28 protein-coding genes are annotated in these 24,251 nt (G+C 70.8%); 12 read left to right on the top strand and 16 right to left on the bottom strand.

Going from position 1 to position 24,251, the window contains the following annotated elements; genetic code table 11:
• Positions 1 to 86: 86 nt before the first annotated feature.
• The gene (locus ABDZ89_RS09780) at positions 87 to 923 is read right to left on the bottom strand and encodes an ABC transporter (protein ID WP_343778659.1); all 837 of its coding nucleotides are present in this window, start codon (positions 921 to 923) and stop codon (positions 87 to 89) included.
• Between the two features lie 104 nt (positions 924 to 1,027).
• Between ABDZ89_RS09780 and ABDZ89_RS09785 the strand changes: the two genes are divergently transcribed.
• From ABDZ89_RS09785 to ABDZ89_RS09795, 3 genes are read left to right on the top strand one after another with little or no spacing between them, the layout of a single operon-like run.
• Positions 1,028 to 2,014 (top strand): ABC transporter substrate-binding protein, encoded by a 987-nt coding sequence (locus ABDZ89_RS09785; protein WP_343778661.1) that lies wholly within the window; start codon positions 1,028 to 1,030, stop codon positions 2,012 to 2,014.
• A 2-nt stretch (positions 2,015 to 2,016) separates the two neighbouring features.
• On the top strand, positions 2,017 to 2,733 hold the full coding sequence (locus tag ABDZ89_RS09790) for an ABC transporter permease (RefSeq protein ID WP_343778663.1): 717 nt from the start codon (positions 2,017 to 2,019) through the stop codon (positions 2,731 to 2,733).
• On the top strand, positions 2,733 to 3,482 hold the full coding sequence (locus ABDZ89_RS09795; protein WP_343778665.1) for an ABC transporter ATP-binding protein: 750 nt from the start codon (positions 2,733 to 2,735) through the stop codon (positions 3,480 to 3,482). The genes ABDZ89_RS09790 and ABDZ89_RS09795 overlap by 1 nt, the downstream gene beginning before the upstream one ends.
• A 50-nt stretch (positions 3,483 to 3,532) precedes the next feature.
• On the opposite strand, the gene ABDZ89_RS09800 is transcribed toward ABDZ89_RS09795, so the two are convergent.
• From ABDZ89_RS09800 to ABDZ89_RS17115, 3 genes are all read right to left on the bottom strand, one after another.
• Positions 3,533 to 4,096, bottom strand: coding sequence for an HIT family protein (locus ABDZ89_RS09800; protein ID WP_343778667.1), 564 nt, complete (start codon positions 4,094 to 4,096; stop codon positions 3,533 to 3,535).
• A complete protein-coding gene (gene map, locus ABDZ89_RS09805) occupies positions 4,096 to 5,001 on the bottom strand; it encodes a type II methionyl aminopeptidase (RefSeq protein WP_343778669.1) in 906 nt (301 codons plus the stop codon). Before map ends, ABDZ89_RS09800 begins: the two co-directional genes overlap by 1 nt.
• Before the next feature lie 94 nt (positions 5,002 to 5,095).
• Positions 5,096 to 5,446 (bottom strand): DUF2249 domain-containing protein, encoded by a 351-nt coding sequence (locus ABDZ89_RS17115; RefSeq protein ID WP_371152532.1) that lies wholly within the window; start codon positions 5,444 to 5,446, stop codon positions 5,096 to 5,098.
• On the opposite strand from ABDZ89_RS17115, the gene ABDZ89_RS09815 reads away from it, so the two are divergent.
• On the top strand, positions 5,417 to 5,728 hold the full coding sequence (locus ABDZ89_RS09815; protein WP_343778671.1) for a CGCGG family putative rSAM-modified RiPP protein: 312 nt from the start codon (positions 5,417 to 5,419) through the stop codon (positions 5,726 to 5,728). The genes ABDZ89_RS17115 and ABDZ89_RS09815 overlap by 30 nt on opposite strands.
• Before the next feature lie 28 nt (positions 5,729 to 5,756).
• Here ABDZ89_RS09815 and ABDZ89_RS09820 read toward each other — a convergent pair whose 3' ends face one another.
• Positions 5,757 to 7,808, bottom strand: coding sequence for a histidine kinase N-terminal 7TM domain-containing protein (locus ABDZ89_RS09820; protein WP_343778673.1), 2,052 nt, complete (start codon positions 7,806 to 7,808; stop codon positions 5,757 to 5,759).
• A 74-nt stretch (positions 7,809 to 7,882) separates the two neighbouring features.
• Between ABDZ89_RS09820 and ABDZ89_RS09825 the strand changes: the two genes are divergently transcribed.
• Both ABDZ89_RS09825 and ABDZ89_RS09830 read left to right on the top strand, forming a co-directional pair.
• Positions 7,883 to 8,350: a peroxiredoxin gene (locus ABDZ89_RS09825; protein WP_343778675.1), complete on the top strand. Its 468-nt coding sequence runs from the start codon at positions 7,883 to 7,885 to the stop codon at positions 8,348 to 8,350.
• An 81-nt stretch (positions 8,351 to 8,431) separates the two neighbouring features.
• The gene (locus ABDZ89_RS09830; protein ID WP_343778677.1) at positions 8,432 to 9,574 is read left to right on the top strand and encodes a hypothetical protein; all 1,143 of its coding nucleotides are present in this window, start codon (positions 8,432 to 8,434) and stop codon (positions 9,572 to 9,574) included.
• 87 nt (positions 9,575 to 9,661) lie between these two features.
• On the opposite strand, the gene ABDZ89_RS09835 is transcribed toward ABDZ89_RS09830, so the two are convergent.
• From ABDZ89_RS09835 to ABDZ89_RS09845, 3 genes are all read right to left on the bottom strand, one after another.
• Positions 9,662 to 10,576: a DMT family transporter gene (locus tag ABDZ89_RS09835; RefSeq protein WP_343778679.1), complete on the bottom strand. Its 915-nt coding sequence runs from the start codon at positions 10,574 to 10,576 to the stop codon at positions 9,662 to 9,664.
• A gap of 95 nt (positions 10,577 to 10,671) precedes the next feature.
• Positions 10,672 to 11,718 carry a geranylfarnesyl diphosphate synthase gene (gene idsA3, locus ABDZ89_RS09840; RefSeq protein WP_343778681.1) on the bottom strand — a complete coding sequence of 349 codons (1,047 nt, stop codon included), beginning with the start codon at positions 11,716 to 11,718 and terminating at the stop codon, positions 10,672 to 10,674.
• Complete coding sequence (locus tag ABDZ89_RS09845; protein WP_343778683.1) at positions 11,715 to 13,067, bottom strand: RNase J family beta-CASP ribonuclease; 1,353 nt, start codon at positions 13,065 to 13,067, stop codon at positions 11,715 to 11,717. The genes idsA3 and ABDZ89_RS09845 overlap by 4 nt, the downstream gene beginning before the upstream one ends.
• A gap of 255 nt (positions 13,068 to 13,322) precedes the next feature.
• Here ABDZ89_RS09845 and ABDZ89_RS09850 point away from each other — a divergent pair, with 255 nt between their 5' ends.
• From ABDZ89_RS09850 to ABDZ89_RS09870, 5 genes are all read left to right on the top strand, one after another.
• Positions 13,323 to 13,976 (top strand): hypothetical protein, encoded by a 654-nt coding sequence (locus tag ABDZ89_RS09850; protein WP_343778685.1) that lies wholly within the window; start codon positions 13,323 to 13,325, stop codon positions 13,974 to 13,976.
• Positions 13,973 to 15,277 (top strand): twin-arginine translocation signal domain-containing protein, encoded by a 1,305-nt coding sequence (locus ABDZ89_RS09855; RefSeq protein WP_343778687.1) that lies wholly within the window; start codon positions 13,973 to 13,975, stop codon positions 15,275 to 15,277. The genes ABDZ89_RS09850 and ABDZ89_RS09855 overlap by 4 nt, the downstream gene beginning before the upstream one ends.
• 130 nt (positions 15,278 to 15,407) lie before the next feature.
• Complete coding sequence (locus ABDZ89_RS09860) at positions 15,408 to 15,650, top strand: LSM domain-containing protein (RefSeq protein ID WP_343778689.1); 243 nt, start codon at positions 15,408 to 15,410, stop codon at positions 15,648 to 15,650.
• The gene (locus ABDZ89_RS09865; protein WP_343778691.1) at positions 15,647 to 15,823 is read left to right on the top strand and encodes a 50S ribosomal protein L37e; all 177 of its coding nucleotides are present in this window, start codon (positions 15,647 to 15,649) and stop codon (positions 15,821 to 15,823) included. Before ABDZ89_RS09860 ends, ABDZ89_RS09865 begins: the two co-directional genes overlap by 4 nt.
• Positions 15,824 to 16,090: 267 nt before the next feature.
• Positions 16,091 to 17,125 (top strand): LLM class flavin-dependent oxidoreductase, encoded by a 1,035-nt coding sequence (locus ABDZ89_RS09870; RefSeq protein WP_343778693.1) that lies wholly within the window; start codon positions 16,091 to 16,093, stop codon positions 17,123 to 17,125.
• A gap of 19 nt (positions 17,126 to 17,144) precedes the next feature.
• On the opposite strand, the gene ABDZ89_RS09875 is transcribed toward ABDZ89_RS09870, so the two are convergent.
• From ABDZ89_RS09875 to ABDZ89_RS09900, 6 genes are all read right to left on the bottom strand, one after another.
• On the bottom strand, positions 17,145 to 17,351 hold the full coding sequence (locus ABDZ89_RS09875) for a DUF8015 family protein (RefSeq protein WP_343778694.1): 207 nt from the start codon (positions 17,349 to 17,351) through the stop codon (positions 17,145 to 17,147).
• Positions 17,352 to 17,355: 4 nt separating this feature from the next.
• Positions 17,356 to 17,556, bottom strand: coding sequence for a hypothetical protein (locus tag ABDZ89_RS09880; protein ID WP_343778695.1), 201 nt, complete (start codon positions 17,554 to 17,556; stop codon positions 17,356 to 17,358).
• A gap of 125 nt (positions 17,557 to 17,681) precedes the next feature.
• Entirely contained in the window at positions 17,682 to 18,755 is a 1,074-nt protein-coding gene (locus tag ABDZ89_RS09885) for a deoxyhypusine synthase (RefSeq protein WP_343778696.1), read from the bottom strand.
• A 39-nt stretch (positions 18,756 to 18,794) separates the two neighbouring features.
• On the bottom strand, positions 18,795 to 19,079 hold the full coding sequence (locus tag ABDZ89_RS09890; protein WP_343778697.1) for a ubiquitin-like small modifier protein 1: 285 nt from the start codon (positions 19,077 to 19,079) through the stop codon (positions 18,795 to 18,797).
• A 22-nt stretch (positions 19,080 to 19,101) separates the two neighbouring features.
• Positions 19,102 to 20,487, bottom strand: coding sequence for a cation:proton antiporter regulatory subunit (locus tag ABDZ89_RS09895; RefSeq protein WP_371152549.1), 1,386 nt, complete (start codon positions 20,485 to 20,487; stop codon positions 19,102 to 19,104).
• Positions 20,484 to 21,749 (bottom strand): potassium channel family protein, encoded by a 1,266-nt coding sequence (locus ABDZ89_RS09900; RefSeq protein WP_343778698.1) that lies wholly within the window; start codon positions 21,747 to 21,749, stop codon positions 20,484 to 20,486. Before ABDZ89_RS09900 ends, ABDZ89_RS09895 begins: the two co-directional genes overlap by 4 nt.
• A 134-nt stretch (positions 21,750 to 21,883) precedes the next feature.
• Between ABDZ89_RS09900 and ABDZ89_RS09905 the strand changes: the two genes are divergently transcribed.
• Entirely contained in the window at positions 21,884 to 23,050 is a 1,167-nt protein-coding gene (locus tag ABDZ89_RS09905; protein WP_343778699.1) for an NAD-binding protein, read from the top strand.
• Positions 23,051 to 23,104: 54 nt separating this feature from the next.
• Here ABDZ89_RS09905 and ABDZ89_RS09910 read toward each other — a convergent pair whose 3' ends face one another.
• A complete protein-coding gene (locus ABDZ89_RS09910; RefSeq protein WP_343778701.1) occupies positions 23,105 to 23,740 on the bottom strand; it encodes a uracil-DNA glycosylase in 636 nt (211 codons plus the stop codon).
• Between the two features lie 76 nt (positions 23,741 to 23,816).
• On the bottom strand, positions 23,817 to 24,044 hold the full coding sequence (locus tag ABDZ89_RS09915) for a helix-turn-helix domain-containing protein (protein ID WP_343778702.1): 228 nt from the start codon (positions 24,042 to 24,044) through the stop codon (positions 23,817 to 23,819).
• Between the last annotated feature and the right edge of the window lie 207 nt (positions 24,045 to 24,251).

Consider the following 24,251-nt stretch of genomic DNA (forward strand, 5'->3'; position numbering starts at 1 on the left):
TCCCGTCGGTCGACGCAAAAACCGTTCGCTTGCGAGAGAGCGGTTGGCACGGGACGGCGGTCAGACGCGACCCCGCGAGGGCGGCGTCACTCCGCCTGCGGCACCAGCCGCGTCGCGGTCGCCTTCCACCGGATCGACACCCGGTCACCGGGAGCGAGACCGAGCCGATCGATGCTCTCGGCGGTGATCAGCGCCTCGACCTCGAGGTCGGTGTCGCCCTCATGGCCCGTGCGGCCCGCATCGCCCTCGTCGCCTCCGCCGGCCGCTTCGACGCCGATCCGGACCGTCGACACCGTCTCGCCGGGATCGACGCGGGAGACGCGGCCCGCGAGACGGTTCCGGGCGCTCGTCGCGTCCGGGTCGACCGCGTTGGCCGCGTCGTTGACCGTGACGGCGTCGGCGCCGACGCGGACCTGAACCGCGTCCCCGACCGTGACGGCGGCGTCGTCGCTGGGCTCGCCGCCTCCGTCGCCGTCGCTGTCGCCCGTCCCGGCACCGCCGTGGAGCCCGGACAGCTCGCCGACCGGGGTGTCGACGACCGCGAGCTCGCCGTCGACGGCGGTCACGGTGCCGTCGAGGACCGTCTCCGGCACCGCCGCGGTCGCCGCGAGGACGGCCTGGAGCCGGTCGTAGCGGTCGAGGAGCGCGCGGCCGGACGCGGCGAGCCGGCTCCCGCCGCCGCCCTCGCCGCCGCGGCGGCGCTCGACGAGCGTCCCGTACGCGTCCTCCAAGGCCTCGATCCGCGAGAGGGCGCGGGCCCGCGAGCGACCGAGCTCGGACGCCGCGCCCGCGACCGATCCCGTCGCATCGACCGCACGCAGCAACGCGGCGTCCCGGCCGTCGAACTCGACGCCGTTCTCGATGAGCGCGGCGCGGCCGCGGCCCGCGGCCGCGTCCGGACCGGCTTCGGTCGGCTCTCCCATGTCCGGAGGATGCGGCCGGCCCGTCATGGCGTTTTCGCCCGGTCGCGTCCCGTCGCTTGTCGCGGCACGGAAGTTATATGTGGCACCGACCCACCGTTGTATCTATGGCGATACAACGGAGGCGGTTCGTGGCCGCGCTGGGCGCCGGAGCGATCGCGAGCACGGCGGGCTGTTCGTCAGCGGGCGACGGCGGCGGAGACGGAAGCGGCGGCGACGGAACCGACGCCAACGGGACCGACGGGGGCGGGAGCGCAAGTGAGTCGATCGGGGTCGCCGGGGAGACGCTGACGCTCACGACGACGACGAGCACCTACGACACCGGACTGCTCGACGAGATCCACTCCGGCTTCGAGGAGATGTACGGCGTCGAGGTCGACGCCGTCGCCCAGGGCACCGGCGCGGCGCTGGAGACCGCCCGGAACGGCGACTCGGACATCGTGATGGTTCACGCCCGCGGGCTCGAAGACGAGTTCATGCGGAACGGGTACGGGATCAACCGCCGCGACCTGATGTTCAACGACTTCGTGATCGTCGGGCCCGAGGCAGACCCGGCCGGCATCCAAGGGATGAGCTCGGCGACGGAGGCGCTCACGTCCGTCGCCGACGCGGAGGCGACGTTCGTCTCGCGCGGCGACAACTCCGGCACGCACACGAAGGAGCTAAACCTCTGGGAGGCGGCCGGCACGGAGCCGGGCGGCGACTGGTACCAGGAGACCGGCACCGGGATGGGCGAGGCGCTGAACGTCGCCAACCAGCAGGGCGCGTACACGCTCTCGGACCGCGGGACCTTCATCTCGCAGCGCGCCGAGATCGACCTCGCGATCCTCGTCCAGGGCCCGATCGAGGACGGTCCGGAGATCCTCGCGAACCCGTACGGCGTCATGGCGGTGAACCCCGGCGTCCACGAGAACGCCAACTACGACCTCGCGATGGCGTACATCGGCTGGATCACCAGTCCGGGCGTTCAGGAGGCCATCTCGGAGTACCAGGTGAACGGCGAGCAGCTGTTCTTCCCCGAGGCGGTCTCCGAGAACCCGGACTTCCAGCAGTACGTTCCGGAAGGCTGGAGTAGCGACGACGACGACGCGTAAGCGTGCCGATCGAACCGGTCGTCCAGTCGGCCCCGGCGCTCTTCGATCTCCCGTTCAGGGACGGGTACGTCCGGAGCATCATCTTCGTCTCGCTGTACGTGAGCGTCACCGCCGTGGCGCTGAGCACGCTGTTCAGCGTGCCGGTCGCCGTCGCGATCGGGTTCGCCGACTTCCCCGGAAAGGGGTTCGTGAAGTCGGTCGTCAACACGGGGATGGGGTTTCCGAGCGTCGTGGTGGGACTGGTCGTCCTGTTCGCCGTCTCGAACCAGGGACCGCTGGGGTCGTTAGAGCTCATCTTCACCCGCGAGGCGATGATCATGTCGCAGTTCGTGCTCGCGACGCCGCCGATCACGGCGATCACCCTCGCGGCCGTCGACGGCGTCGACGACGGCGTCCGCGACGCGGCGCGCGCGCTCGGCGGGACGCGGCTCGACGCGGCGCTCGTGGTCGTCAAGGAGGCGCGTTACGGGATCGCCACGGCGGTGTTGGCCGGGTTCGGCCGCGCGATCAGCGAGGTCGGGTCCGTCCTCATCGTCGGCGGGAACATCACGGGCGCGGACGGCATCTCGAAGACGCGGACGCTGACGACCGCCATCCAACTGGAGGCCAGACAGGGCCAGTACGAGACCGCGCTGGTGCTCGGCGCGGTGCTCGTCGCGCTCGTGTTGACCGTCAACGCGGTCGTCGTCCGCTTCGGCGACCGGGGGGCCCAGGGCTGATGCTCCGGGCGACCGACGCCTCGGTGTCGTACGGCGACGGGGTCGTGTTCCGGGACCTGTCGATCGAGGTCGACGCCGGCGAGGTGCTCGCCGTCATCGGTCCCTCCGGGGTCGGCAAGACGACGCTGCTCCGCCTGCTCGCGCTGTCGCTCGAACCGGACGACGGGTCGGTCTCGCTGGACGGCACCGAGGCGTGGGCCGGCGACGCGACCGAGCGGCTCGCCCTGCGCCGTCGGGTCGGACTGGTGTTTCAGGAGGCGAACCTCTTCGACGCCACCGTCGCGCGCAACGTCGAGTACGGGCTGCGAGTCCGTCGGTCGTGGACCGATCGGATCGGCTCGCTGTTCGGGCGCGGCGTCCCGGAAGCGGTCCATGAGGCGCTCGACGTCGTCGGACTGGCGGACGAGACGCGCCGGCACGCCGACTCGCTGTCCGGCGGCGAGGCCCAGCGCGTGTCGTTCGCCCGGGCGCTGGCGTACGAGCCGGACGCCCTGCTGCTCGACGAGCCGACCTCGGACCTCGACCCGCGCAACACCGCGGTGATCGAGGAGGCGACGGCCGAGGCGCGAGACCGGGGTATCGGCGTCGCGGTCGCGACCCACGACATGCACCAGGCCGAGCGGATCGCAGACCGCGTCGCCGTGCTGCTCGACGACGGGATCACGGAGGTCGGGCCGACCGAGGCCATCTTCGAGGACCCGACCGACGAGCGCACCCGGAAGTTCATCTCGGGCGAACTCGTGTACTGACGCCGAAGGAGAGCCGACGCCGCGAGGGAGCCGACGCCGGTCGAGCGGCGTCAGTCGTCGACGGCGAGATCGAAGGAGAGCCGGACCGCGTCGCCCGCGTCGGGGTCGCCGGGGTCGACCGCGTTCTCGTCGGCCGCGAACCCGGCGTGGAGGTGGTCGTAGGTGCGCTCGATCGCTTCTACGATCACCTTCGTGTCGCCGGTGACGGGCATGAAGTTCGTGTCGCCGTTCCACCGCGGGACGACGTGCGTGTGGAGGTGGTCGATCGAGCCGCCGGCGGCCGCGCCGCCGAGGTTCTGGCCGGTGTTGACGCCGTCGGGGTCCATGTCGAGGCGCAGCGCCGCCACCGTGGCGCTCGTCAGCTTCGCGTGGTCGAACAGCGTCGCGTCGTCGAGGTCGCTGACGTCCTCGCGGTGCTTGCGCGGGATCACCATCGCGTGGCCGGGGTTGTACGGCGCGTTGTTGAGCAGGACGTAGTTGCGGTCGCTGCGGGCGACCACGCGCGCCTCGCGGGCGTCCTCGCGCTCGGGCAGCACGCAGAACGGGCAGCCGTCGATCGGGTCCGCGTCGCGTTCGACCCACTCGATCCGCCACGGCGCGAAGATCCGGTCCATCAGTCGAAGCCGTGGATCCCCGCGGTCGTCACCTCGACGCCGTCCTCGGTGACCAAGAGGGTGTGTTCCGCCTGGCTCACCAGGGCGTCCTCGTCCTCCTTCAGGACGGGGTACCCCTTGATCGCGTTCGCCTGCTTCAGCCGGCGGAGCGCCATCTCGGCGCGGTCGGTCTCCAGCCAGCGGGCGGCGAACGGCAGGTCGTCGAACGCCTCGATCTCATCGAGCGCCTGCCGGGCGCGGCGGTCGCGCACGCTCGCGGAGCCCTGCTGTTCGAAGATCTCCTCTTCCGTCCCCTCGCCGACCTTCCCGCGGCCGTCGGTCGCGAACGGCTCGATCGCGACCGCCTGTCCGGGCTCCAGCTCGACCGAGCGCTCGACCCCGCGGTTCGGCACCGTGGGGCCCGTGTGCGCGTCGTACCGCTCGACGCCGTGACCGGAGAGGTTGAGGACGGGGGTGTAGCCGTACCCGCGGATCACGTCCTCTATCGCCTCGCCGACGACGCCGACCTCGACGCCCGGGCCCGCCTCGTCGAGCGCGGCCTCGAGCGCCATCTCGGCGGCCTCGGCCAGCTCCGGCGTGCCGGAGTGGTCGACGGTCACCGCCGCGTCGGCGATGTAGCCGTCGACGTGGACGCCCACGTCTAAACACACCATCTCCTCGCCGAAGGTCGTCTCGTCGCCGCGGCCGGGCGTCGCGTGGGACGCCTCGGGGTCCACGCTGATGTTGACCGGGAACGCGAGGCCGGCCCCCTGCTCGCGGACGAAGTCCTCCGTCCACTCGGCGACTTCGAGGTGGGTCCGGCCCGGTTCGACCATCTCGCGGGCCTCGTTCATCGCCTCGACCAGCACCGCGCCGGCCTCGCGGTAGCTCTCGACCGCGTCCTCGTCCAGAGGTCCGTGACTCATGGGTCCGGGTTCGGCGACCGCGCGCAAAGAGGTTGCGGAGAGCGGTCGCGGCCGACGGATCCGCCGGGCCCGAACCGACCCGCTCGGCGCGCGTTCAGGCCGGCGTGATCTCGACGTACCACTCGTCGTCGGCCGGGTTCGCGGTCCCGTAGGCGAACCCTCGCGTCTCCGACACGTCGTACAGCGGCTCCGGCTCGAAGCGGTTCACCAGACAGAGCGACTCCTCGCCGTCGAGCGCGGCCACGATGTCGCCGAACGGCTCGCCGTCGGTCTCGCGGGCGTCCAGTCGCTCGTCTGCCTCGTCGAAGGGATGCGAGAACGCATGGGCGGATCGCCGGAGCGAGGCGTGGTAATCCTCTCGTCGAACATGTTCGCTCCAATGGGTATCCGTCGCGGAAACGGAAGAGTAGCCGCAATGGCGACCACACCCGACGACCACGACCACGGCTCCGACCCGGTGACGGACCGCGTACACGAGACCTCGTGGTCCGCGAACCTCGAGGGCCCGGACCACGCCGACGACCGCGACCGCCTCGTCTCGCAGGCGATCGACGCGGTCGAGCACACGGCGGCCGGCAACCGCGTCAACCTCGTCACCCACGGCGCGCACGGCCACCCGGAGGAGTACCTCTTCGACGCGCTCGAAGCGGCGTTCGACGACGGCGTCGACTGGGAGTACGTCGAACAGTGCGGCTGCGGCGGCCACGTCGTCCGCGTCCACGTATGAGCCAACCGCCGAGCCTCGACTGTGCGAGTCAGTCGGCGTCCGCGGTCGCTCGCGGGAGCCACATCCGAACGACCGTGCCGGTCGGCTCGCGGGTCTCGATCTCGATGTCGCCGCCGGACTCCGTGACGATCCAGTGGACGAGCCAGAGGCCGAGCCCGCTCGCGTGTTCGAGCGCCGTCTCCCGGGCCTCGGAGAACACCGTCCGCTCGACCGGCGGGATCCCCGGTCCGTCGTCCGCGACCTCGACTCGGAACCAGTCGCCGTCCGCGACGACGCTCGCGTCGACGTGCGGGTCGTCGCCGTCGTTGTGGACGACGGCGTTCTCCAGCACGTTCCGGATCGCCGACTCCAACAGCTCGTCCGCGGAGACGACAGCGGACTCCGGGACGCTCGCGGTCACCGTCGCTCGGGGGAACGACGACTCCAGCGACTCACAGAGCCGGTCGACGAGTCGGGCCAAGTCGATCTCGGCCCGACCCGCGTCGCTGTGAAGCGCGACGTCGATCTCGCGGGCCTGGTCGCTGAGATGAGTCAGCGTTCGGACCTTCCGATCGATGATGTCGAGGTACGAGCCACCCTCCTCGTCGACGTGGCCGCGCAGGAGGTCCGCGTACCCACCGATGACGTTGGTGTCGTTCTTCAGGTCGTGTCGCAGCACGCGGTTCAGCACCTGAAGCCGCTGTTCGTACCGACGGGCCTCGGTGACGTCGGTGGCGGTGATGACGACCTCGTTGGTGTCCTCGAACAGCCGTTCGATCACCGTCTCGAAGCGACGCCAACTGCCGTCGGCGCGCGCGATCCGGTGGGTGATCGACTGGGCCTCCCCGTCTTCGAAGGCGCGCTCGAACGCCTGCTGGGCGTCCCGTCGGTCCTCGGGGTGAACCAGGTCGATGACGGGCCGCCCCTCGACCTCGTTCGTCTCGTGGCCGAGCAGCCGCTCTATCGACGGGCTCACGTACCGGAGCAGACCGTCGTCGCCACAGACCGCGATCACGTTCGGCGACTTCTCGATGAGCGCGCGGTACCGGCGCTGGAGCGTCTCCTGCTCGGTCACGTCGCGGAACAGGAGGACGGTGCCGCCGCGCGCCGTCCCCGGACCGGTGATCCCGTGGACGTCGACGGTCAGGAACCGGGGCGCGGCCTCGTCGTCGATCGTGACGCGGAGTTCGTCGTCCGCCGGCCCGTCGGCCGCCGCGTCGGCGACCGCCGGGAGGTCGTCGAACGCCTCCTCGGCACGCGCGCCGAGTTCGGCGTCGGGGAACAGGGAGCAGGCGGGGTCGTTGCGGTCGACCAGCCGACCGTCGGCGTCGCAGACGACGACGGCGTCGGAGAGGTTCGCGAACACCGCGTCGCGGGCGATGGGCGAGACGTCGAGCAGCCGGTACCGGAACACGACCCACGCCAGAAGCGCCGAGGTCCCGCTGAACGCGATCGGCGTGAAGTCGACGAGGCCGTTCTCGGGGCCGACGACCCCGGCGATACCGGCCGTCCCGAGCGCGAGCGGCGCGACGCCGGCGACGAAGAGGAGCGCGGCCTGACGGCGGAACACGCCGTCGCGGGTGGCGGCGGCGTAGCCGAGGACGACGAAGGTGAACAGGTTGACTGCGTACGTGTACCCGACGAACCCGAGCAGCGCGGGAGTCGGCGCGTAGTCGAGGACGCGGAATCCCCCGGCGTCGACGAGGGCGGGGTCGACGTAGAACAGCGGGTCGACGCCGGCGGCCCAGACGGCGACGGTGACGACGACGGGAACGAGACAGAAGAGCGCGAGGCGACGCCGACGGAGCCACGGTCCCCTGTCGACGTACGACAGCACGAAGACCGGCCACGCGACCGCCAGCCCGGCGGAGCCGAGCCAGACGAAGCGGTTGTAAAACAGCGTGGCCGAAAGGGAGGTCGCCGACAGCTGTGCCGCGTACGCCAGCGACCAGACGCCGGCCGTGCCCGCGACGCCGACGAAACTCCACAGGAGGGCGTGTCCGCCCCGTGATCGGTTGATGACCGCGTAGGCGGCGAAAGCAAAGGACGCGACGGCCGCGACGAGCAGCGGAGCCGTGTACGGCGTCGGTTGCCACGCCATCGATACGGGTAGGATGCGAGTAGCCCGTAAAAATGGACCGAATCCCCTAACAGGTTCGAGGAGAGCCGATCCGTATGCTCGAACCGGGCGACTCGGCGCCGGACATCACGCTCACCGACCACCGCGGCGAGACGGTCACCGTCGACCCGGCCGCAGCCGGTCACACGGTGGTGTACTTCTACCCGCGAGCAGACACGCCCGGCTGTACCGCCGAGGCCTGTGGCTTCCGCGACGAGTGGGACGCGTTCGAGGACGCGGACGTCGCGGTCGTCGGGATCAGCGACGACCCCGTCGAGGACCTCGAACCGTTCGCCGCCGAGTACGACCTCCCCTTCGCGCTGCTCTCGGACCCGGACGGCGCGGTCGCGGGCGCGTACGACTCCTACGGCGAAAAGCAGATGTTCGGGAACACCTTCGACGGCGTGTTCCGGAACACGTACGTGCTGGACGACGAGGGCACCGTCGTCTTAGCCTACGAGGGGGTCTCCCCGGAGGACCACGCCGTCGAGATACTCGACGACATCGCCGCGCTCGACGGCTGATCCGGCACGGTCCGACGGTGCGGGTATCACCCGTAGCTGCCACCCGATAGTATTATTACACGACTCGAGACAACTGAAACGATGCCCTCCAAACGAGCGTTCGCGAAGCGCCTAGCCGCGCTCGCAGCGACCGGGCTGGGAGTCGGTGAACCGATCGGTACCCTCACCGCCGAGCCGCCGCCCGACGCCGGTCTCGCGGTCGACCCGGCCGCGACCGAAGCCGGTTGGGCCGACGCCGAGACGACGAGCGACCGCGCCGACGCGGGGTCGAGCCGGACGCGTTCCGCGGTCGCCGCGGGGACCTACGACCCGGCCGCGACCGCGTCCGGCGCAGTGGATACGGCGGTGACGGGACGGATCGACCCGGCGGTACTGACCGAGACGGGACTACCGAGCGGGTTCGGCGATCGATTCCGCCGGCTCCTCGACCGGTACGAGAGCGTGTCGCTCGGCCGGCTCAGACAGGCCACCGGCGGCGCCGCGTTGACCGCGGACGGACCCGAGGGGTGCGGAGTCGCGGTCGGCGACGTCGACGCGAGCGCGCTCGCCGCGGAGCTCGAAGCGGACCCGGACGTGGTCCGAGAGGCGGACGACGGCTCGGGCTTCGCCCGGTTCCGCGCTCGGTCGATCGGATCGGCGGTCGCCGTCGCTTCGGACGAACTCGTCGCCGCGTACGCCCCGACGCCCGCCGCCGCCGCGGAACACCGCGACGCCGGCGTCGGTCGCGACCGACGGCGGACGGGAAAGACGGCGAGCTACGGCCCGCTGCCCTCCCTGCTCGGGGGCGACGCGACGGTGTGCGTCGACCTCGGGCCGGACGCCCGCGACCACCTGCGGCGGGCCCTCGCCGACGCGCCCGACGAACTCCGGACCGCGGTGGACGCGTCCGGCGCGGTCGGGGCGTCGCTCCGAGTCACGGAGTCGACGGGCGCGGGCGACGGCGAGACCGCGGATGGCGCGGGAGACGCCGGCGACGACCCCGACGAGCCGAGCGTCGCCCTGCGGTACGGCGCGGTCGCGGACCCGCGGCGCCTCGACAGGGAGACGGCCGAGGCGATCGCGCGGGCGGCCCGGGAGGGAGAGACCTCGCTTTCGGACGCGAGCGTCACCCGCCACGGCCGCACCGTGATCGTCGACGCCGCGGCCGACGACGACCTCTTCGCGTCCCACGCCTCCCTGTTCGGAGCGAGCGTGGGCGATCGGGTCGAAGTGGTCGGCGCGTGAACGGTGACGACGTGTCAGCGACGACGGCCCTAGCGCGTCAGCGACACCGACACGCGAGCGCCGGTCGGGAGTCGCGGCGGTCGCTCTTTATGCCGGGAACCGGACGTCGGCCGCCGCCGCCGCGATCTCGCGGCGCTTCAACAGCCCGAACCCGAGGACGATGACCGCGAAACCGGCGACGGTGAACCGCGTCACCGGCTCGGCGAGCAGCAGCGCCCCCGCGACCGTCGCGACGACCGGGACGACGTAGGAGACGAGGTTGATCTCGAAGGGGCCGAGCCGGTCAAGCAGCGTGAAGTAGATCGTGTACGCCACCGCCGACGAGAAGAGGCCGAGGAACGCCAGCGGGACGAGCGCTCTCGGCGCCGTCGCCGGAAGCCGCTGGCTCTCGCCCAACCCGAGGCTGAGCGCGTGGATGGCGAGGGCGCCGAACCCCATCGCCCACCCGGTGAGCGCGACGCTGGAGAACGTCGTCTCCACGGTCCGGAGGCCGACGCTGCCGACCGCGACCGCGATGACGCCGACCGAGATGAGGCCCACGCCGACCGCGACCCCACCGCCGAGGTTCGCGGGGTCCGGCTGCGCGACGAGCCCCACGCCGAGGAAGGCCAAGACCACGCCGATCGCGCCGCGCGCGTCGAGGTCCGTTCCGCCGATCCAGAGGGCCGCGACCGCGGCGGTCGCGATGGGAACGAGGCTGTACGTGATCGAGGCGATGCCGCTGGTGGTGTACTGCTGGCCGACGAACAGCAGGGCGTTGTTCGCGGCCACGGAGAGCCCGCCGCTGAACCCGATCGCGGCCAGGTCGCCGCGGCTCCGCGGGAACGGACCGGACTCGGTGAGCAACACGTACGATATCAGCGCCAGCGCGGCCACGTCGAACCGGTACGCGGCGTACAACACCGGCGGGTAGTAGTCGAGACCGACCTCGATGGCGACGAACGATCCGCCCCACAACAGCGCGAGGAGGAAGAACAGCGCGACGTCTCGATACCGTGACACGGGTGAGCGAACGCGCGCCGCGGGTAAAGCGGTGTCCGTCGCGGCCCGAACCGCCGCTGCCCGCTCACCGACCGGGGACGCGCCCGTCGTCCCGTTCAGTAACCGCGGACGATGAGGTAGTCCGCGAGGTCTTCGAGCAGGCTTCGCGAGCCGCTCTCGGGCAGCAGTTCGAGGTGTTCTTTCGACCGCGCGGTGAGGTCCTCGGCGGTCTCGCGGGCGTACTCGATGGAGCCGGCGTCTTCGAGCGCCGCCACCGCGTCGTCGATGGCCGCCTCCGTCACCTCGGCCGGGGTGTCGGCGTCGACGAGGTCGTCGACGTCGATCCCCTGTTGGCGGGCGTGGAGGGTGATGAGCGTCTCCTTGCCCTCCACGAGGTCGGAGCCGCGCTGTTTCCCGAGCTCGTCGGAGGGGACCGTCAGGTCGAGCACGTCGTCTTGGATCTGGAACGCGCGACCGGAGTCGATCCCGTACTGGTACAGCGCGTCGACGGTCTCCTCGTCCGCGCCGAGCAGGAGGGCCGGCGTCGCCGCCGACGCCCCGTATAACACCGCTGTCTTCAGCTCCACCATCTCTAAGTACTCGTCGGGGAGGATGTCGTCGCGGCTCTCGAAGGCGACGTCGAGCGCCTGTCCCTCGCAGATCTCGGTACAGGTCGACGCGAGCATCCGCATTGCTTCGAGCCCGTTCTGCGGGTCCGCGCCCGTCTCGGTCATGAACTCGAACGCCTTCGAGTAGAGGGTGTCACCGGCGAGGATCGCCGTCGAGACGTCGTACGCCTCGTGGACCGCGGGGACGCCGCGCCGGAGTTCGTCCTCGTCCATGATGTCGTCGTGGATCAGCGTGAACGACTGGATCACCTCGATGGCGACCGCGGCCCGCATCACGTCGACGTCGTCGCCGTCGAGCGACGGGAACGCGCGGAAGTCGGCGCCCATCGGCTCGGTGCCGGTGACCGCCTCCGCCGCCAGCGTCGTCACGGTCGGCCGGAGCCGCTTGCCGCCGGCTTCGAGGATGTACCGGGTCGCCTCGTACAGCCGTTCGGGCTCCTGTACCGGCAGCTCTTCGTCGATAGCGGCGTTGACCAGCTCGCGCCGCTCGCGGATGGCGTCGAGCACCCGCGCCTCCTTCGTCTCGCTCGTCATTCGACGAGCTGGATGGTGGACCCGTTCTGCGTGACGTGAACGTCACGTCCGAGCTTGTACCCCTGCGACGTCGCGAGGTTCACGTACGGCGAGCGACCCTCCAGCGTCTGGTGGCCCGGGATGAGGTGCTGCGGCTGGAGCGCCTGAAGCATCTCGTAGTGGCCCTCCTCGCGGAGGTGGCCGGAGACGTGGATGTCGTCGTAGAGCCGCGCGCCCTGCATCCGGAGCAGCTGTTCGGACTGGTATCGCTGGCCCTCGTTGGTGGGCTCCGGAATGACGCTCGCACTGAAGACGACCTTGTCGCCGTCGTCGATTTCGTACGGGGTCTCGCCGCGACCCATGCGGGTCAACATCGCGCGCGGCTCGCCCTGGTGGCCCGTCACGATGGGGAGGAAGTTCCCCTTCCCCTCCTTCATGATGCGCTTGAACGCGCGGTCGACGGACTTGCGGTGGCCGTACATGCCGACGTCGCCCTGGAAGTCGACGAAGTCGAGCCGCTCCGCGGTGCCCGAGTACTTCTCCATCGAGCGCCCGAGCAGGACCGGCTGTCGGCCGATCTCGCGGGCGTACTCGACGAGGGTCTTCACGCGGGCGATGTGTGAGGAGAACGTCGTGGCGACGATGCCGCCGGAGTAGTCCTCCATCGATTTCAGCGTGTCCTCGACGTGTTTCTTCGCGTACGACTCGGAGGGGGTCCGGCCCTTGCGGCCGGCGTTCGTACAGTCCTCGATGTAACAGAGGACGCCCTCGTCCTGGCGGCCGATCTCCCGGAACCGGTCCATGTCGATCGGGTCGCCGATGACGGGGTCGTGGTCCAGTCGCTTGTCGAGCCCGTAGACGATAGCGCCCTCGGGCGTGTGGACGACCGGGTTGATCGCGTCGATGATCGAGTGGGTGACGTTGACGAACTCGAGTTCGACCTGCTCGGAGTCGCCGATCGCCATCGTGGCGCCCGGCTTCATCTTCACGAGGTCGTTATCGACCTGGAACTTGCCCTCGTCTTCGATCTGCTGGCGCACCAGCTCGATCGTGTAGGGGGCGGAGACGATCGGGGCGTCGTAGCGGTGGGCGAGCTTCGGGATGCCCGCGATGTGATCGAGGTGCCCGTGGGTGGGGACGATCGCTTTCACGTCGCCCTCGAGCTCGCTCATGACCCGGTCGTCCGGGATGGCGCCCATGTCGATCAGGTCGAGGCTGTGCATGCTCTCGGTCTCCACGTTGTCGTGGATGAGGACCTTACTGAGGTTCAGGCCCATGTCGAAGATGACGATGTCCTCGCCCGCTCGAACCGCCGTCATCTGTCGACCGACCTCTTCGTAACCGCCGAGTGTCGCAATTTCTATTTCCATGGTGTTGTCGTGTCGAACGCCGTGATCGGCGTCGATCACTGAAACCCCGCAAGGAGCCGTCAGCGCTTCGTCGTACCGCGCGTCGTTGAGGCCCCGCTACGGCCGAGCCGCCGTCGACTCACCGTGTCCCGCGGGAGTGTGGTATCTTGGCGTACTCTCGCCCGCGTTAAAAACACCCGGGTTCGGCCCGCGGCGTCGGCTCGGGTCCGAGCGCGTCCCACAAAGCGTTTCAGGCTCTCGGTCGAACCGCCGCCGATGTCCGAGGTCCCCCGCCGGCGAGCCCTCCTCGCGGCCGCGTCAGGCATCGCCGCGCTGGCCGGTTGCGCCGGCAGCGAGTCCGCGTCGAACAGCGCTCTGACCAGACAGCGTCCGGTCGAGGAGTACGAACTCGAAACGGCACGCGACGAGCGCGGCAGCGCGCTGTTCGCCGAGGGCGAGACGCTCCCGTCGCCGTCCGCCGACGGACCGGCGCGACAGCACCGAAGGGCGCACCGAGTGTTGGTCGCGGACGACGAGGCGGCGGCGCTCACCTTCGCCGAGACTGAGCCGGGCGAGGCGCTCCGGTCGTTCTGTGACGCGACCGACTTCGACGCCGCGTCGGTGTACCTGATCGCGATGCCCGTGAGGGCCTGTCGGGAGATCCTGCTCGAATCGGTAACCGTCGACCGGGACGAACTCGCCGAGGGCGACCTCCACCCCAACGCCGACTTCTGTGAGGCGTACCGTCCGGCGGACGTGGAGTGTGGTCCCGACGAAATCCACACCGCCGGGTTCGCGATCCGGATGCCGGTCGCGGCCAGCCACTCGACCGGGAGCGGGCGCGGCATGAGCGGTTCCTGCCGGAGGGGAGATCCTCCGGCCGTGTTCAACTCGTCTGCGGCGTCTGACGCGGGAGGTGACGGGTCGTGAGCCGCGAGTCGGGCGGCGGGTCGAGTTCGCGCCGCCGGTTCCTCGCCGGCGCCGCGGCAGTCGGGGCGGCGGCGGTCGCCGGCTGTTCCGGACTTCCGTTCGGCGGCGACGGGGAGCGCAGCGGTTCCGCCGTGTCGCTCCCGTCCGACGCCGTGGGCTCGGTCGACTGGCCGGCGTCGCCGTTTCCGGCGGCCGTACCCGGATCGCTCGCGGACGCCCACGAGTCGCGGACCCGGAGCCTGCTCGACGACGTGCCGGCCGAGCCGGAGGTACCGAACGCCGAGATGGCGGCTGAGATCGGTGCCGACCGCGAGCGAGCGCGGAAGCGCACGGACAGCGAGGTGGCCGCCGACTGGCCGGTAGACGCCCTCTCCGCGTGGCGGCGACGCCGGAGGGACGCCGCCGCGGTGCGCGGCGCGTACCGCGCGGCCACCGGCGTCGACGACGGTGCGGATCTGGCCGCTCGGCGGAGCGCGGTCCGAGACGCTCGGGCTGCGCTCGCCAGCGAGGTGGAGTACCGAGCCGAGTCGCCGGTCGCGGCGGCGCTGGCGTACGAGCCGGTCGAGTTGCTGCTCGCGGAGTGCGAGCGGCACGTCCGGCCGGAGGTGACGTACCCCGCCGATCCGGTCGCCGAACCGTTCCGAGCCGGCGAGGCGACGGCTCGGGTCGAGCGTGCCGAGGCGGCCGCGGACGACGCCGAGGGACTCCGGAGCGCGTACCTCGACGGGCGCGACGGACCGCCAGCGCGGTGGGCGTCGCTGATCGCGGTCGCCGACGGGCTGCGGGCCTCCGTGAGTCGGACCCGCTCGACCGTCCGAGAGCGCGCCGGCGGCGACGAACCGCTCCGCGGCGAGGACCTGAGCGGGACGGTCGCACAGGAGCTAGTGGCCACGGGCGACCTCCGGACCGAGTCGGCCGTCGAGGACATCGAGCGGGCGGTCGACGCCGGAAACTGCGCCACGGCCGTGGTCGGGTCCGGCGTCGCGTTGACCGAGATCGATGCGTTTCGGGCGGCCGTCGACGAGATCCGCGACGGGGAGCACCGGGGGGGCGCCACGGAGGCGTCCGTGCGGGCGGCCGCGGAGCGGGCGCGGACGTCGGTCGAGGAAGCCGTCGCCGGCGATGACCCGCTGGCGACGCGGCTCGTCCGGCCCGGGCTGGACGGCTTCGAGTACGTCGCCGACCGCGTCGAGGAGGGGTACAGCTCGGCGCGGCGGACGCAGGCGACCCTTGAGTACGTCGCCCTGTACGCCGGGGCGGTGCCGGCGGCGAGCGAGTTCGTTCGCGAGCGGCTCGCGTGAGGGCCGGTCCGGCGACGGTCGGGGTGAGGGCCGGTCCGGCGACGGTTGAGAGGGCGTTCGTGTCAAACTGACCGGCCTCGGAGGCTCCGTCCCGGTATTTTTATTACCGCGACGGGCGGCGGTACGCACAATGAGTGGACGACCCCTCGACGTGCTCGAAGCGTCGCTCGAGGAGCCGGTAACGGTACACCTGAAGGACGGCACGACGTACTACGGCGTGCTCGGCGGATACGACCAGCACATGAACGTCGTCATCGAACCTGAGGAGGCCGTCGACGACCGCGTCGACGGCGACCTCGACGGCGACTTCGCGGTCGCAATCGAAGACACAACGATTATACGCGGCGATAACGTCGTCACCATCAAAGCATGACCGGAGCAGGTACGCCCTCTCAGGGGAAAAAGAACAAGACGGTCCACGTGAAGTGTCGACGCTGCGGCGAAAAGTCCTACCACGTCAAGAAGGAGCGGTGCTCCTCCTGTGGCTTCGGCAAGTCCGCCAAACGTCGCGACTACGCCTGGCAGTCGAAGAACGGCGACAACTGATCGGCTATCTCTTGGCGTTCTTTTCGCTTTTACTCGCGTAGCTGTGCGTTTATAATTAGAGAATCGAGAGCCCGCGAACACCTCCAAGACCCAGCCGCTTGCTCATAAACGCCTGCTGACGGAAGAGCGGCGAAGGCCGCCAAAGCCCCAGTCGCGTCGCGGGGCGGCGCTCACCGGCACGCGCCACCGGACAGGGCCCGTGGTTACGGTCCGCCACGACGCCGCCGGGACCCCAACCGTTTCCCCGAACCGTCGCCGACCGGCGGTATGGATCTCTCAGTCGTCGACCTCTCGCCGGTTCCCCGCGGCGGGACCGCGGCGGACGCGTTCGCGAACACGGTCGACGCCGCTCGCCACGCCGAGCGGCTCGGCTACGAACGGTTCTGGGTCGCCGAACACCACGGGATGGGCGACCGGCTCGCGGGCACCACGCCCGAGGTGCTCCTCGGACGGCTCGCGGGGGCGACGGACTCGATCCGGATCGGTTCGGGCGCCGTGCTGCTCAACCACTACAGCCCGTACAAGGTGGCCGAGTCGTTCGGCGTCCTCGACGGACTCGCCCCGGGCCGGGTCGACGTCGGGATGGGACGGGCGAACGGCTCGCCCGCGTCGGACCGCGCGCTCGGCACCGATAGACGGGTCGAGGACCCGAACGAGGACCACCGCGAGCGCATCACCGCGGTCGTGAACCACCTGCGCGACGCGTACCCCGCGGGCCACGAGTACGCCGACCTGTCGGTGCCGGGCTCCGACGAGGGGCCGCCGGTCCCGTGGGTGCTCGGCTCCAGCCCGGCCAGTGGCGCGATCGCCGGCGAACTCGGCCTCCGGTACTGCTTCGCCGGGTTCATTCGGCCCGGGTTCGCCGAGCGGGCGTTCGCCGAGTACCGCGACGCGTTCGACCCGGACGCGATCCCCGGCGGCCTCGACGAACCGCGGGGGATGGTCGCGGTCAACGCGGTCGCGGCGGAGACCGACGAAGCCGCCGCCCGGCGGCGCGCTCCCGCGGAGGCGACGTTCCGACGGATGCGGCGCGGCGAGTTGGGCGACGACCTGCCGACCGTCGAGGAGGCGGTGGCGGAACTCGGCGGCGCGCCGGACCCGACGCCCGCGGCGCTCGACGACGACGAGTGGCCGCGAGCGATCTCCGGGAGTCCGGAGACGATGTCCGGCCTGTTGAACCAGTTGGCGGACCGGGTCGGCGTCGAGGAGGTGATGATCCAGCACACGGTGCCGTCCCGCGAGGACGCGCTCGACTCGCACGCGCTCCTCGCGGAGGCCGTCGGGATCGAGCCCCGGGCGTGACCGGGACAGCCCGGTCCGGTCAGTCGTCGACGGGCGGATTGAGGAAGACGCCGTCGACGATCAGCAGACAACAGGCCACCGAAGCGCCGGCCAGCGGCGGGATCCCGTCTCCCGAGTTCACCGCCAGCGCGCCGTAGACTCCGGCGAAGAGGAGCGGGAAAGCTAAGAGCAACAGGTCCGCGCGGGCGAGTCGCGGAATCGGCGCGGCGTCGGGTTCGACCGCCATGGCGTCACTCCACGTACCCCAAGTCCCGAAGCCGCCGTCCGATCCGGCGGGCCTCGGCCTCGCTGATCTCGTCGTCCGACTCCATCTCCTGAACGACGACGTGTTTCACGAACTCCTTGACCGACCCGAACGGCTCGTCTTCGATGTACGCCTCGACGTCCGCGACGAACTCCTTGCGCAGCGATATCGTCGTGTAGTCGCTCATTACCCCCTGTTGATGGCTCCGGGATGAAAAATCTAATTACATGTAATTACGGCCGGGACGGTCGCGAGCGGCGTCGGCGACCGGACCGGTCCGTCCGGACCGCCGCGGAGTCCGTTTTTCCTGCGCTACTCGATGCGCTCGCGGGCGGCCGCCACCAGCATCGGGAGCATCACGGTCGCGTCCCCGTAGACGGAGGCGTTGCGCGCGTCCTTCTCCAACTTCCCCCACGAGCGCGCCTCCTCTAACGTTGCGCCGGAGAGGCCGCCCGTCGCCTCCGGGTCCATCGTGATCTGGACGGCGTAGTCGTACGCGCGCGGCGTGACGAGCATCGTCTGGAGCGTGAAGTTCTTCGGGACGCCGCCGCCGACGAGCAGGCAGCCCGCGTCGTCGGCCTCGAACGCGAGGTCGGTCAGCTCCGTCATGTCGGCTAAGGCGTCGAGTGTGAACTCCGCGGTCTGTGCGTACATCCACGCCTGAAGGCCCAGCACGGAGTCTTGGACGGCGGGACAGTAGATCGGCACGTCGCACTCGTAGGCCGCGGCCGCGACGCCCGGCCCCTCCGGGACGTCGTCGCGGTCGTTGACCTCGGCGTTCGCGCGGCCGAGTTCGCGCGTGAGGTCAGCGATGGAGACCGCGCGGTCGGCCGGGTCGTCGTCGGGGTCGGCCTCCAGCGCCGGGAACACCTCCTCGCGGAGGTGCCCTTCGAACTCGGCGAAGTGCTCCTGCGGGAGGTAGACGTTGTAGATGCGGTCGACGCCCTCGTCGCGCAGTCCCTCGTCGTGTTCGCGGAGGCTCTTCTCCGGGTCGTGGGTGCGGCCGTGATGGTGTTTCCCGCCGATGGCCTCGATGGCGTCGTGCGTGAGGTTCGCGCCGGTGGTCACCAGGGCGTCGACGTAGCCGTCGCGGATCAGGTCGGCGACGATCCGGCGCATCCCGGCCGGTACCATCGCGCCGGCGAGCGAGAGGAACACGGTACAGTCGTCGTCGCCGAGCATCTCGGCCAGCACGTCGCCGGCCTCGTTTACCGCGGCGGCGCCGATCCCGGCGTCGCCGTAGGCGTCGACGAGTTCGCCGACGCTCATGCCGCCGGGCGCGCGGGTGTGACCCACCGGGTCCTCGTGGAACTCCTCGCGGTGCGGATCGTGGCCGTCTTCGGCGTCGGACTCGCGGTCCTCGGGGGCGTCGTCGCTATCGCTCATGCCCGGAGGTGCGACGCGCGACCGTTTGAAACGCCCGATCTATCGCCCGACGGCGCCCCCGCTCACCGGCGGGAACAGCGCCAGTTCGTCGCCCGCCTCCAGCGTCGCGTCTAACCCCTCGTCGTGGCGGACGCTCCGCCCGTTCCGGAGGACGTTGATGTGGTCCGCGACGGTCCCGTCCTCGATGACGCGGTCCCGGAGGGCCGGGTGCGCGTCTAACAGCGCGTCGAGGGCGTCACCGACGGTGTCTCCCGGCGCCGCGTCGACCGTCACCACGCGGTCGCCCGCGATCTCCGCGAGGTCCGCGAACAGCTTCCACTCCATGGCCGATCCCGGCGGGGACGGCTCAAGAGCGTTGCGTCCCGTCGGAGTCGGCCGCGGACTCGACCGGGCCGTCTGCGTGGTCGCCGGACGCGGAGTCGCCGTCTCCGAGGCCACCACCGGAGTCGGCGAGACCGTCGAGGTCGGCGACCTCGTCCAAGTCGCCGAGGTCGCCGGCGTCGGTCTCTTCGTCCCCGTCTTCGGTGACCCCGGCGGAGGCGGCCTCGAACCGCCGGATCGCGTCCGGGCGGCCGACGAGGTACACGAGGTCGCCGGCGGCGAAGGCGTACGCGCGCCGCGGGATCGGCTGGACGGGCCCGTCGACCGGGCGGACCGCGGCGACGACGGTGTCGACCTCGCCGACGGTGCTCCCTTCGAGGTCGCTGCCCGCCTCGACGGTGAGCGAGGCCATCGTCTCGTCCGCGTTCCGCAGCAGCGAGGCGAACTCGCGGTCGGCCTGCGGCTCCGCCGGGAGGGTCACGAGCCGGTAGCCGCCCTCTTCGGTCAGCCGTTCGGCGTCGGACTCGTCGAGCGCGACGGTGACGGCGTCGTCCGCGACGCCGCGGAGTTCGCCGGTGGCGACCCGCTTCGGCTCCGGGTCGTCGCGCCACAGTTGGACCGTGTCCCCGGCGGTCGCGTTGTTCGGCGGGTCGGCCGTCACCGCGACCGCCGCGGATCCGGGCGCGAGCGTCGGGCCGAGGCCGGCGGCGCGGGAGCCGACCGCGAAGTACTCGATCGCGCCGTCGGCGTCGAGGTCCACGTCGACGTAGCCGATGCCGTACTCCTCTTTGATCCGCGAGACGAGGCGCTCGCGGAGCTCCGCCGGCGACAGCTTCCGCGAGAAGAGCATGGTCGTGTCGGCGAGTTCGGTCTTGTTATCCGGTGAAACCGGGTCGTACGTGTCCATGTCCTCGATCTCGTCGGCCGACGGGAGCGTCACCGCGGTGAAGCGGCCGACCGCGCGCAAGACGCCGCTGAGTTCGCCTTCGAGCTGTTTGGCACCCGAGAGGGCGAACACGTCGACCGCGAGCCGGTCGCCCGCGTATCGCCCGACCGGAGCCATCACCACCGCCACGCCGAGAGAGACGAGGTTGAACAGCACGCTCTCGGGCGCCAGGAGTGCCGGGTTGTCGCCCACCGCGACCGACCCCAGCGAGGTCGTGTTGAGGTACAAGGCGACGACGGAGATGCCGAGTAGTCCGGTCACGCCCTCTGGGATCTCCGACCGGAAGTACCAGCGGTAGGTCAGCGCCGCGCTCCCCGCGACGACCGCGGCGACGACGGCGAACGTGACGAGGGTGACCGCCGCCTGTCGCGGCCGGGCGAAGCCGACCTCGACGGCGGCCGCGGCCGCGACGGCGACGCCCGCGCCCGCCTCGCCACCGATGAGGGTGGTGAGTGGGGGGATCACGCCGCGACCTCCGCGAACCGGTCCAGCGCGTCGCGACTCCCGACGACGAACAGGTCGTCGCCGGCCGACAGGGACTGCTCCCCTCCCGGTGCGATCGTCCACGACTCGTGCCGCGCGGCGAGGACGGCCACGTCGTACGCCTCCCGGACCTCGGCCTCGCCGATAGTGTGCCCGTCGAGTGGGCCGCCGGCGGCCACCGAGACCTTCCGGAAGCGCTTCCCGGTCCGCCGCAGCAGGGCCGTGAGTTCGTACTCGCGACGGGTGCCGCGCGACAGGACCAGCACGCGGCCGCGGTCGACGCCGAGCAGCGCCGTCGCGTCCGAGCGGTCGACCGCGAGGGTGATCCGGCCTTCGCCGCCGGTCGTCGTGGGCGCGGTCGCGTCCGGAGGGGAGGCGACGGCGGGCGACCCCCCGTCAGTCCGCGCGTCGTCCGGGTTGGGGTCGTCCCCGCCGGCCGCACCGGACTCCGGCACCGCGGCGACTCCGGGCCCGGGCTTTCCGCTCGACCGAGCGGCGAGGACCGCTCCCTCGACGTCGAGGTCCGGGGTGATCACGCGGACCACGTCGCCCCGGGCGATCCCGGTTGGGACCAGCGCCGACACCGACACCGCACGCTTCCCGGCCGGCACCCGCTTCGAGAGCGCACCCGTGGGCGGCGCGGCGGACACCGTCGCGCGCGCCTGCTCGTCGATTCGGACCGCCACGTCGGCCAGGTCGAGCTCCGTCCGAAGTCGCTCCGCGAACCGGTCTTCCAGCTCCGCGAGCGGGATATCGGCCGGGAACGTCCACTCGCCGTCGAGGATCGCGCGGCGCGTGTCGGCCGGGAGCGGCGGGTACCCCTCCATGTCGTTCACCTCGCCGGCCACCTCGACCGAGACACGGCCGCGGCCGCCGACGAGTTCGATCACGTCCGTCGAGAGCGTCCGGTCGCGGAGCTGTTTGAGCGAGATGCGCTTGGGGACGCTGGCGCCGAGCCGGTCCCCCTGCGCGTGAGCGTACATCGAGAGCATCAACACCACGACGATCGCCGTGAGGATCGCCGGAGCGCGCTCCGACGAGCGGATCGTCTCGTCGTTGAGCGCGAGTAACCCCCCGTTGACACCCGCGATCGCGAGCGACAGGACGACCACCCCGAGCCCGGGGATCGTCACGTCGGTGACGTACTTGAACACGAACCCGAGGGTCCCGGCCACCAGCGCGGGAACGATGCCGGTGATGACCCCGAGGTAGACGCCGAAGACGATCTCGACGGGCAGCGACATACGCCCCTCAACCGGCGGCGCGGTTAAACGTGTACCGGGAACGGAAGCGGGGTCCCGGCCCGCATCGAGAGGCCCCGTGACGAGGACCGAGCCCGCCTCGCGGGGTTTAAGTTCGGTCTCGGCGACGCGGGGATATGGAGCTGACCCGGGACTGGGTGACCGTGCGGGCGTCGGTCGCGCTGACGTTCGCGGTCGCGGTGCTGTCGATCCTCGCCGGGCTCGCGCAGATCGGCGGTCTCGGTGTCGGCGGCCCCCTCGCTCCGTACGTGCCGGAGGTCGTTCGCCAGACCGTCGGGTTCACCGGGACGATAACGGGCTTCGCGATGTTCGGAAGCGGGTTCGCGCTCCGGAACGGCTACCGGGTCGGGTGGTACTCCACCGCGGTCCTGCTACCGCTGACGGCGCTTCAGGGACTGATGCAGGCGTCGGTGCTGTCTTTCCCCCTGGTGGCGCTGTCGGTCCTCTCCGTGCCGACGCTCGTGATCAACCGGGGGCGGTTCGACAGGAGCTACTCGCCGTCGCCGACGCAGCTCGCGGCGGCCGCCGCGCTGGTGACGGCCATCTCCTACGGGACGGTCGGCGCGTTCGCGCTCCGCGACCAGTTCAACGGCGTCGAGACCATCGTCGACGCGTTCTACTTCACCGTGGTCACCGCCTCCACGGTCGGCTACGGCGACATCAGCCCGGCGACCGACATCGCCCAGCTGTTCGCGCTCTCCTCGCTCGTGATGAACGTCGCCGCCTTCGCGGTGGCGCTCGGTGTCCTGCTGACTCCGGCCATCGAGGCGCAGCTCTCCAAAGCACTCGGGAAGATGACAGACAGACAGATAGACCTCCTCGACGACCACGTCCTCGTCTTAGGCTACGGGGACCTGACGGAACCGATACTCGAAGAACTCGCCGCCCGCGACGGCGTCGAGTACGCGGTGGTGACGACCGACGAGACCGCCGCCAGACGGCTCGCGGACCACGACGTTCCGGTTCATACCGCAGACCCCAGCGACGTGGAACCGCTGGAACGGGTCAACCTCGCCGGCGCCCGCGCGGTGGTCGCCGCGACCGACGACGACGCGCGGGACGCGCTGGCCATCCTCACCGCTCGACAGCTCAACCCGGAGGTTCGGATCGTCGCGGCCGTGACACAGCGGGAGAACGTCGACAAGCTCCGTCGCGCCGGCGCCGACCAGGTGATATCGCCCTCGACGCTCGGCGGGCACATCCTCGTCGACTGCGCGTTCGGCGCGGACAGCAAGGACGCGACCGAGGGGATCCTCGAAGACGTCGACCTCGACGACGACTGAGCCCCGCGAGGGATCGCTCCCGTGGCAGGCGCGACGGTCCCGACCGAGCCGTTCTCAGCGGCTCTGTCGGCCCTTCGTCTGGCGGTAGTCCCGGCTCAACACGTTCTCGCGCATGTGGTCGCGGAAGGCGTCGGCCTCGTCGTCGCTCATCTCGGCCGGCTCCCGCATCGGCACCAGCTCGAACCCGCGGCCGCGGATCGTCGTCGCGTGTTCGGCGTCGACTTCGAAGGAGTCGGGCCGCCGCGTCGTGTACTCGACCGCCAGCTCGCGGAGGGGTCGCTCCCCGACCGGCACGATGATCTGGGGGTTTATCATCCGGATCTCGGCGTTGAGGAACGGCTCGCAGGTCTCGGCCTCCCAGTCCGTCGGCCCGCGGTCGGGATGCCGACACCGCGTCAGGTTCGTGAAGAAGACGTTCTGTACGTCCGGCTCCGCGGCGTCCGGCTCCGAGCGGACGAAGCCGAGGTCGCCGAAGATCGACTGGACGCGCTCGCCGCCGCCCGGACCGGTGAAGGGGACGCCGTTGCGCTCTGCGGCCGCGGTCGGCGCCGTCCCGACCACGAGGAACTCCGCGCCGACGTCGCCGTAGCCGTGGACGACGCGGTCGCGGGCGGCGCACAGCTCGTCGCAGTTCTCGCAGTCGGGGTCCATCCCGAACGGGTTCTCGAACTCCGTCTGTTTCGCGTCCACGGTCGACGTGAGCGCCGCGCGCCCCTAAACGATCCGGCGTCGAGGGTGGCGGCGGGAAAAAGCGCGTCGAGACGAGTCAGTTGGGGACGTACGAGTCGCCGTCGCAGTCGACGAGCCCCTCCTTCCGGAGGGTCTTCAGGATGCTGTATAAGGAGAGCTTCTTCATGCCGAGCGACTCGCCCATCTCGGAGACCGTGGCGTCGCCGTTCGTGGTCAGGTAGAGGTACACCAGCTTCGCACGGGGCGACTGAAGCTCCGCGGGCAGCGCCGGGGCCGCCGCGGACGCGGTCTTCGTCTCGATCATCTTGTCTGATCCGTTGAGTTCGACGATAATAAACCCCCTATTCAACGTTCGTCGAAATACAGGAGAGTCGATTGAGAGCCCCAGATACGCCAGAAATACGGCAATGCGCAGATAAATCGTCAATCGACGAAGCGCGAGTCGACGAATACCGACGCCGAATGTCGACTGTCGACGGATAGGAAACCGTGAACGATCCGGATCGTTCAG

The sequence above is a fragment of the Halorubrum ejinorense genome, assembly GCF_039522565.1.
GTDB classification, from domain to species: domain Archaea; phylum Halobacteriota; class Halobacteria; order Halobacteriales; family Haloferacaceae; genus Halorubrum; species Halorubrum ejinorense.

Coding starts and splice junctions, on each gene's coding strand:
- ABDZ89_RS09915 (WP_343778702.1), bottom strand. CDS start 24,044: ATGATCGAGACGAAGACCGCGTCCGCGGCGGCCCCGGCGCTGCCCGCG.
- ABDZ89_RS09780 (WP_343778659.1), bottom strand. CDS start 923: ATGGGAGAGCCGACCGAAGCCGGTCCGGACGCGGCCGCGGGCCGCGGC.
- ABDZ89_RS09865 (WP_343778691.1), top strand. CDS start 15,647: ATGACCGGAGCAGGTACGCCCTCTCAGGGGAAAAAGAACAAGACGGTC.
- ABDZ89_RS09825 (WP_343778675.1), top strand. CDS start 7,883: ATGCTCGAACCGGGCGACTCGGCGCCGGACATCACGCTCACCGACCAC.
- ABDZ89_RS09875 (WP_343778694.1), bottom strand. CDS start 17,351: ATGGCGGTCGAACCCGACGCCGCGCCGATTCCGCGACTCGCCCGCGCG.
- map (WP_343778669.1), bottom strand. CDS start 5,001: ATGAGTCACGGACCTCTGGACGAGGACGCGGTCGAGAGCTACCGCGAG.
- ABDZ89_RS09850 (WP_343778685.1), top strand. CDS start 13,323: ATGTCCGAGGTCCCCCGCCGGCGAGCCCTCCTCGCGGCCGCGTCAGGC.
- idsA3 (WP_343778681.1), bottom strand. CDS start 11,718: ATGACGAGCGAGACGAAGGAGGCGCGGGTGCTCGACGCCATCCGCGAG.
- ABDZ89_RS09785 (WP_343778661.1), top strand. CDS start 1,028: ATGGCGATACAACGGAGGCGGTTCGTGGCCGCGCTGGGCGCCGGAGCG.
- ABDZ89_RS09815 (WP_343778671.1), top strand. CDS start 5,417: ATGGCGACCACACCCGACGACCACGACCACGGCTCCGACCCGGTGACG.
- ABDZ89_RS09880 (WP_343778695.1), bottom strand. CDS start 17,556: ATGAGCGACTACACGACGATATCGCTGCGCAAGGAGTTCGTCGCGGAC.
- ABDZ89_RS09900 (WP_343778698.1), bottom strand. CDS start 21,749: ATGTCGCTGCCCGTCGAGATCGTCTTCGGCGTCTACCTCGGGGTCATC.
- ABDZ89_RS09795 (WP_343778665.1), top strand. CDS start 2,733: ATGCTCCGGGCGACCGACGCCTCGGTGTCGTACGGCGACGGGGTCGTG.
- ABDZ89_RS09845 (WP_343778683.1), bottom strand. CDS start 13,067: ATGGAAATAGAAATTGCGACACTCGGCGGTTACGAAGAGGTCGGTCGA.
- ABDZ89_RS09800 (WP_343778667.1), bottom strand. CDS start 4,096: ATGGACCGGATCTTCGCGCCGTGGCGGATCGAGTGGGTCGAACGCGAC.
- ABDZ89_RS09885 (WP_343778696.1), bottom strand. CDS start 18,755: ATGAGCGATAGCGACGACGCCCCCGAGGACCGCGAGTCCGACGCCGAA.
- ABDZ89_RS09820 (WP_343778673.1), bottom strand. CDS start 7,808: ATGGCGTGGCAACCGACGCCGTACACGGCTCCGCTGCTCGTCGCGGCC.
- ABDZ89_RS09905 (WP_343778699.1), top strand. CDS start 21,884: ATGGAGCTGACCCGGGACTGGGTGACCGTGCGGGCGTCGGTCGCGCTG.
- ABDZ89_RS09830 (WP_343778677.1), top strand. CDS start 8,432: ATGCCCTCCAAACGAGCGTTCGCGAAGCGCCTAGCCGCGCTCGCAGCG.
- ABDZ89_RS09890 (WP_343778697.1), bottom strand. CDS start 19,079: ATGGAGTGGAAGCTGTTCGCGGACCTCGCGGAGATCGCGGGCGACCGC.
- ABDZ89_RS09860 (WP_343778689.1), top strand. CDS start 15,408: ATGAGTGGACGACCCCTCGACGTGCTCGAAGCGTCGCTCGAGGAGCCG.
- ABDZ89_RS09870 (WP_343778693.1), top strand. CDS start 16,091: ATGGATCTCTCAGTCGTCGACCTCTCGCCGGTTCCCCGCGGCGGGACC.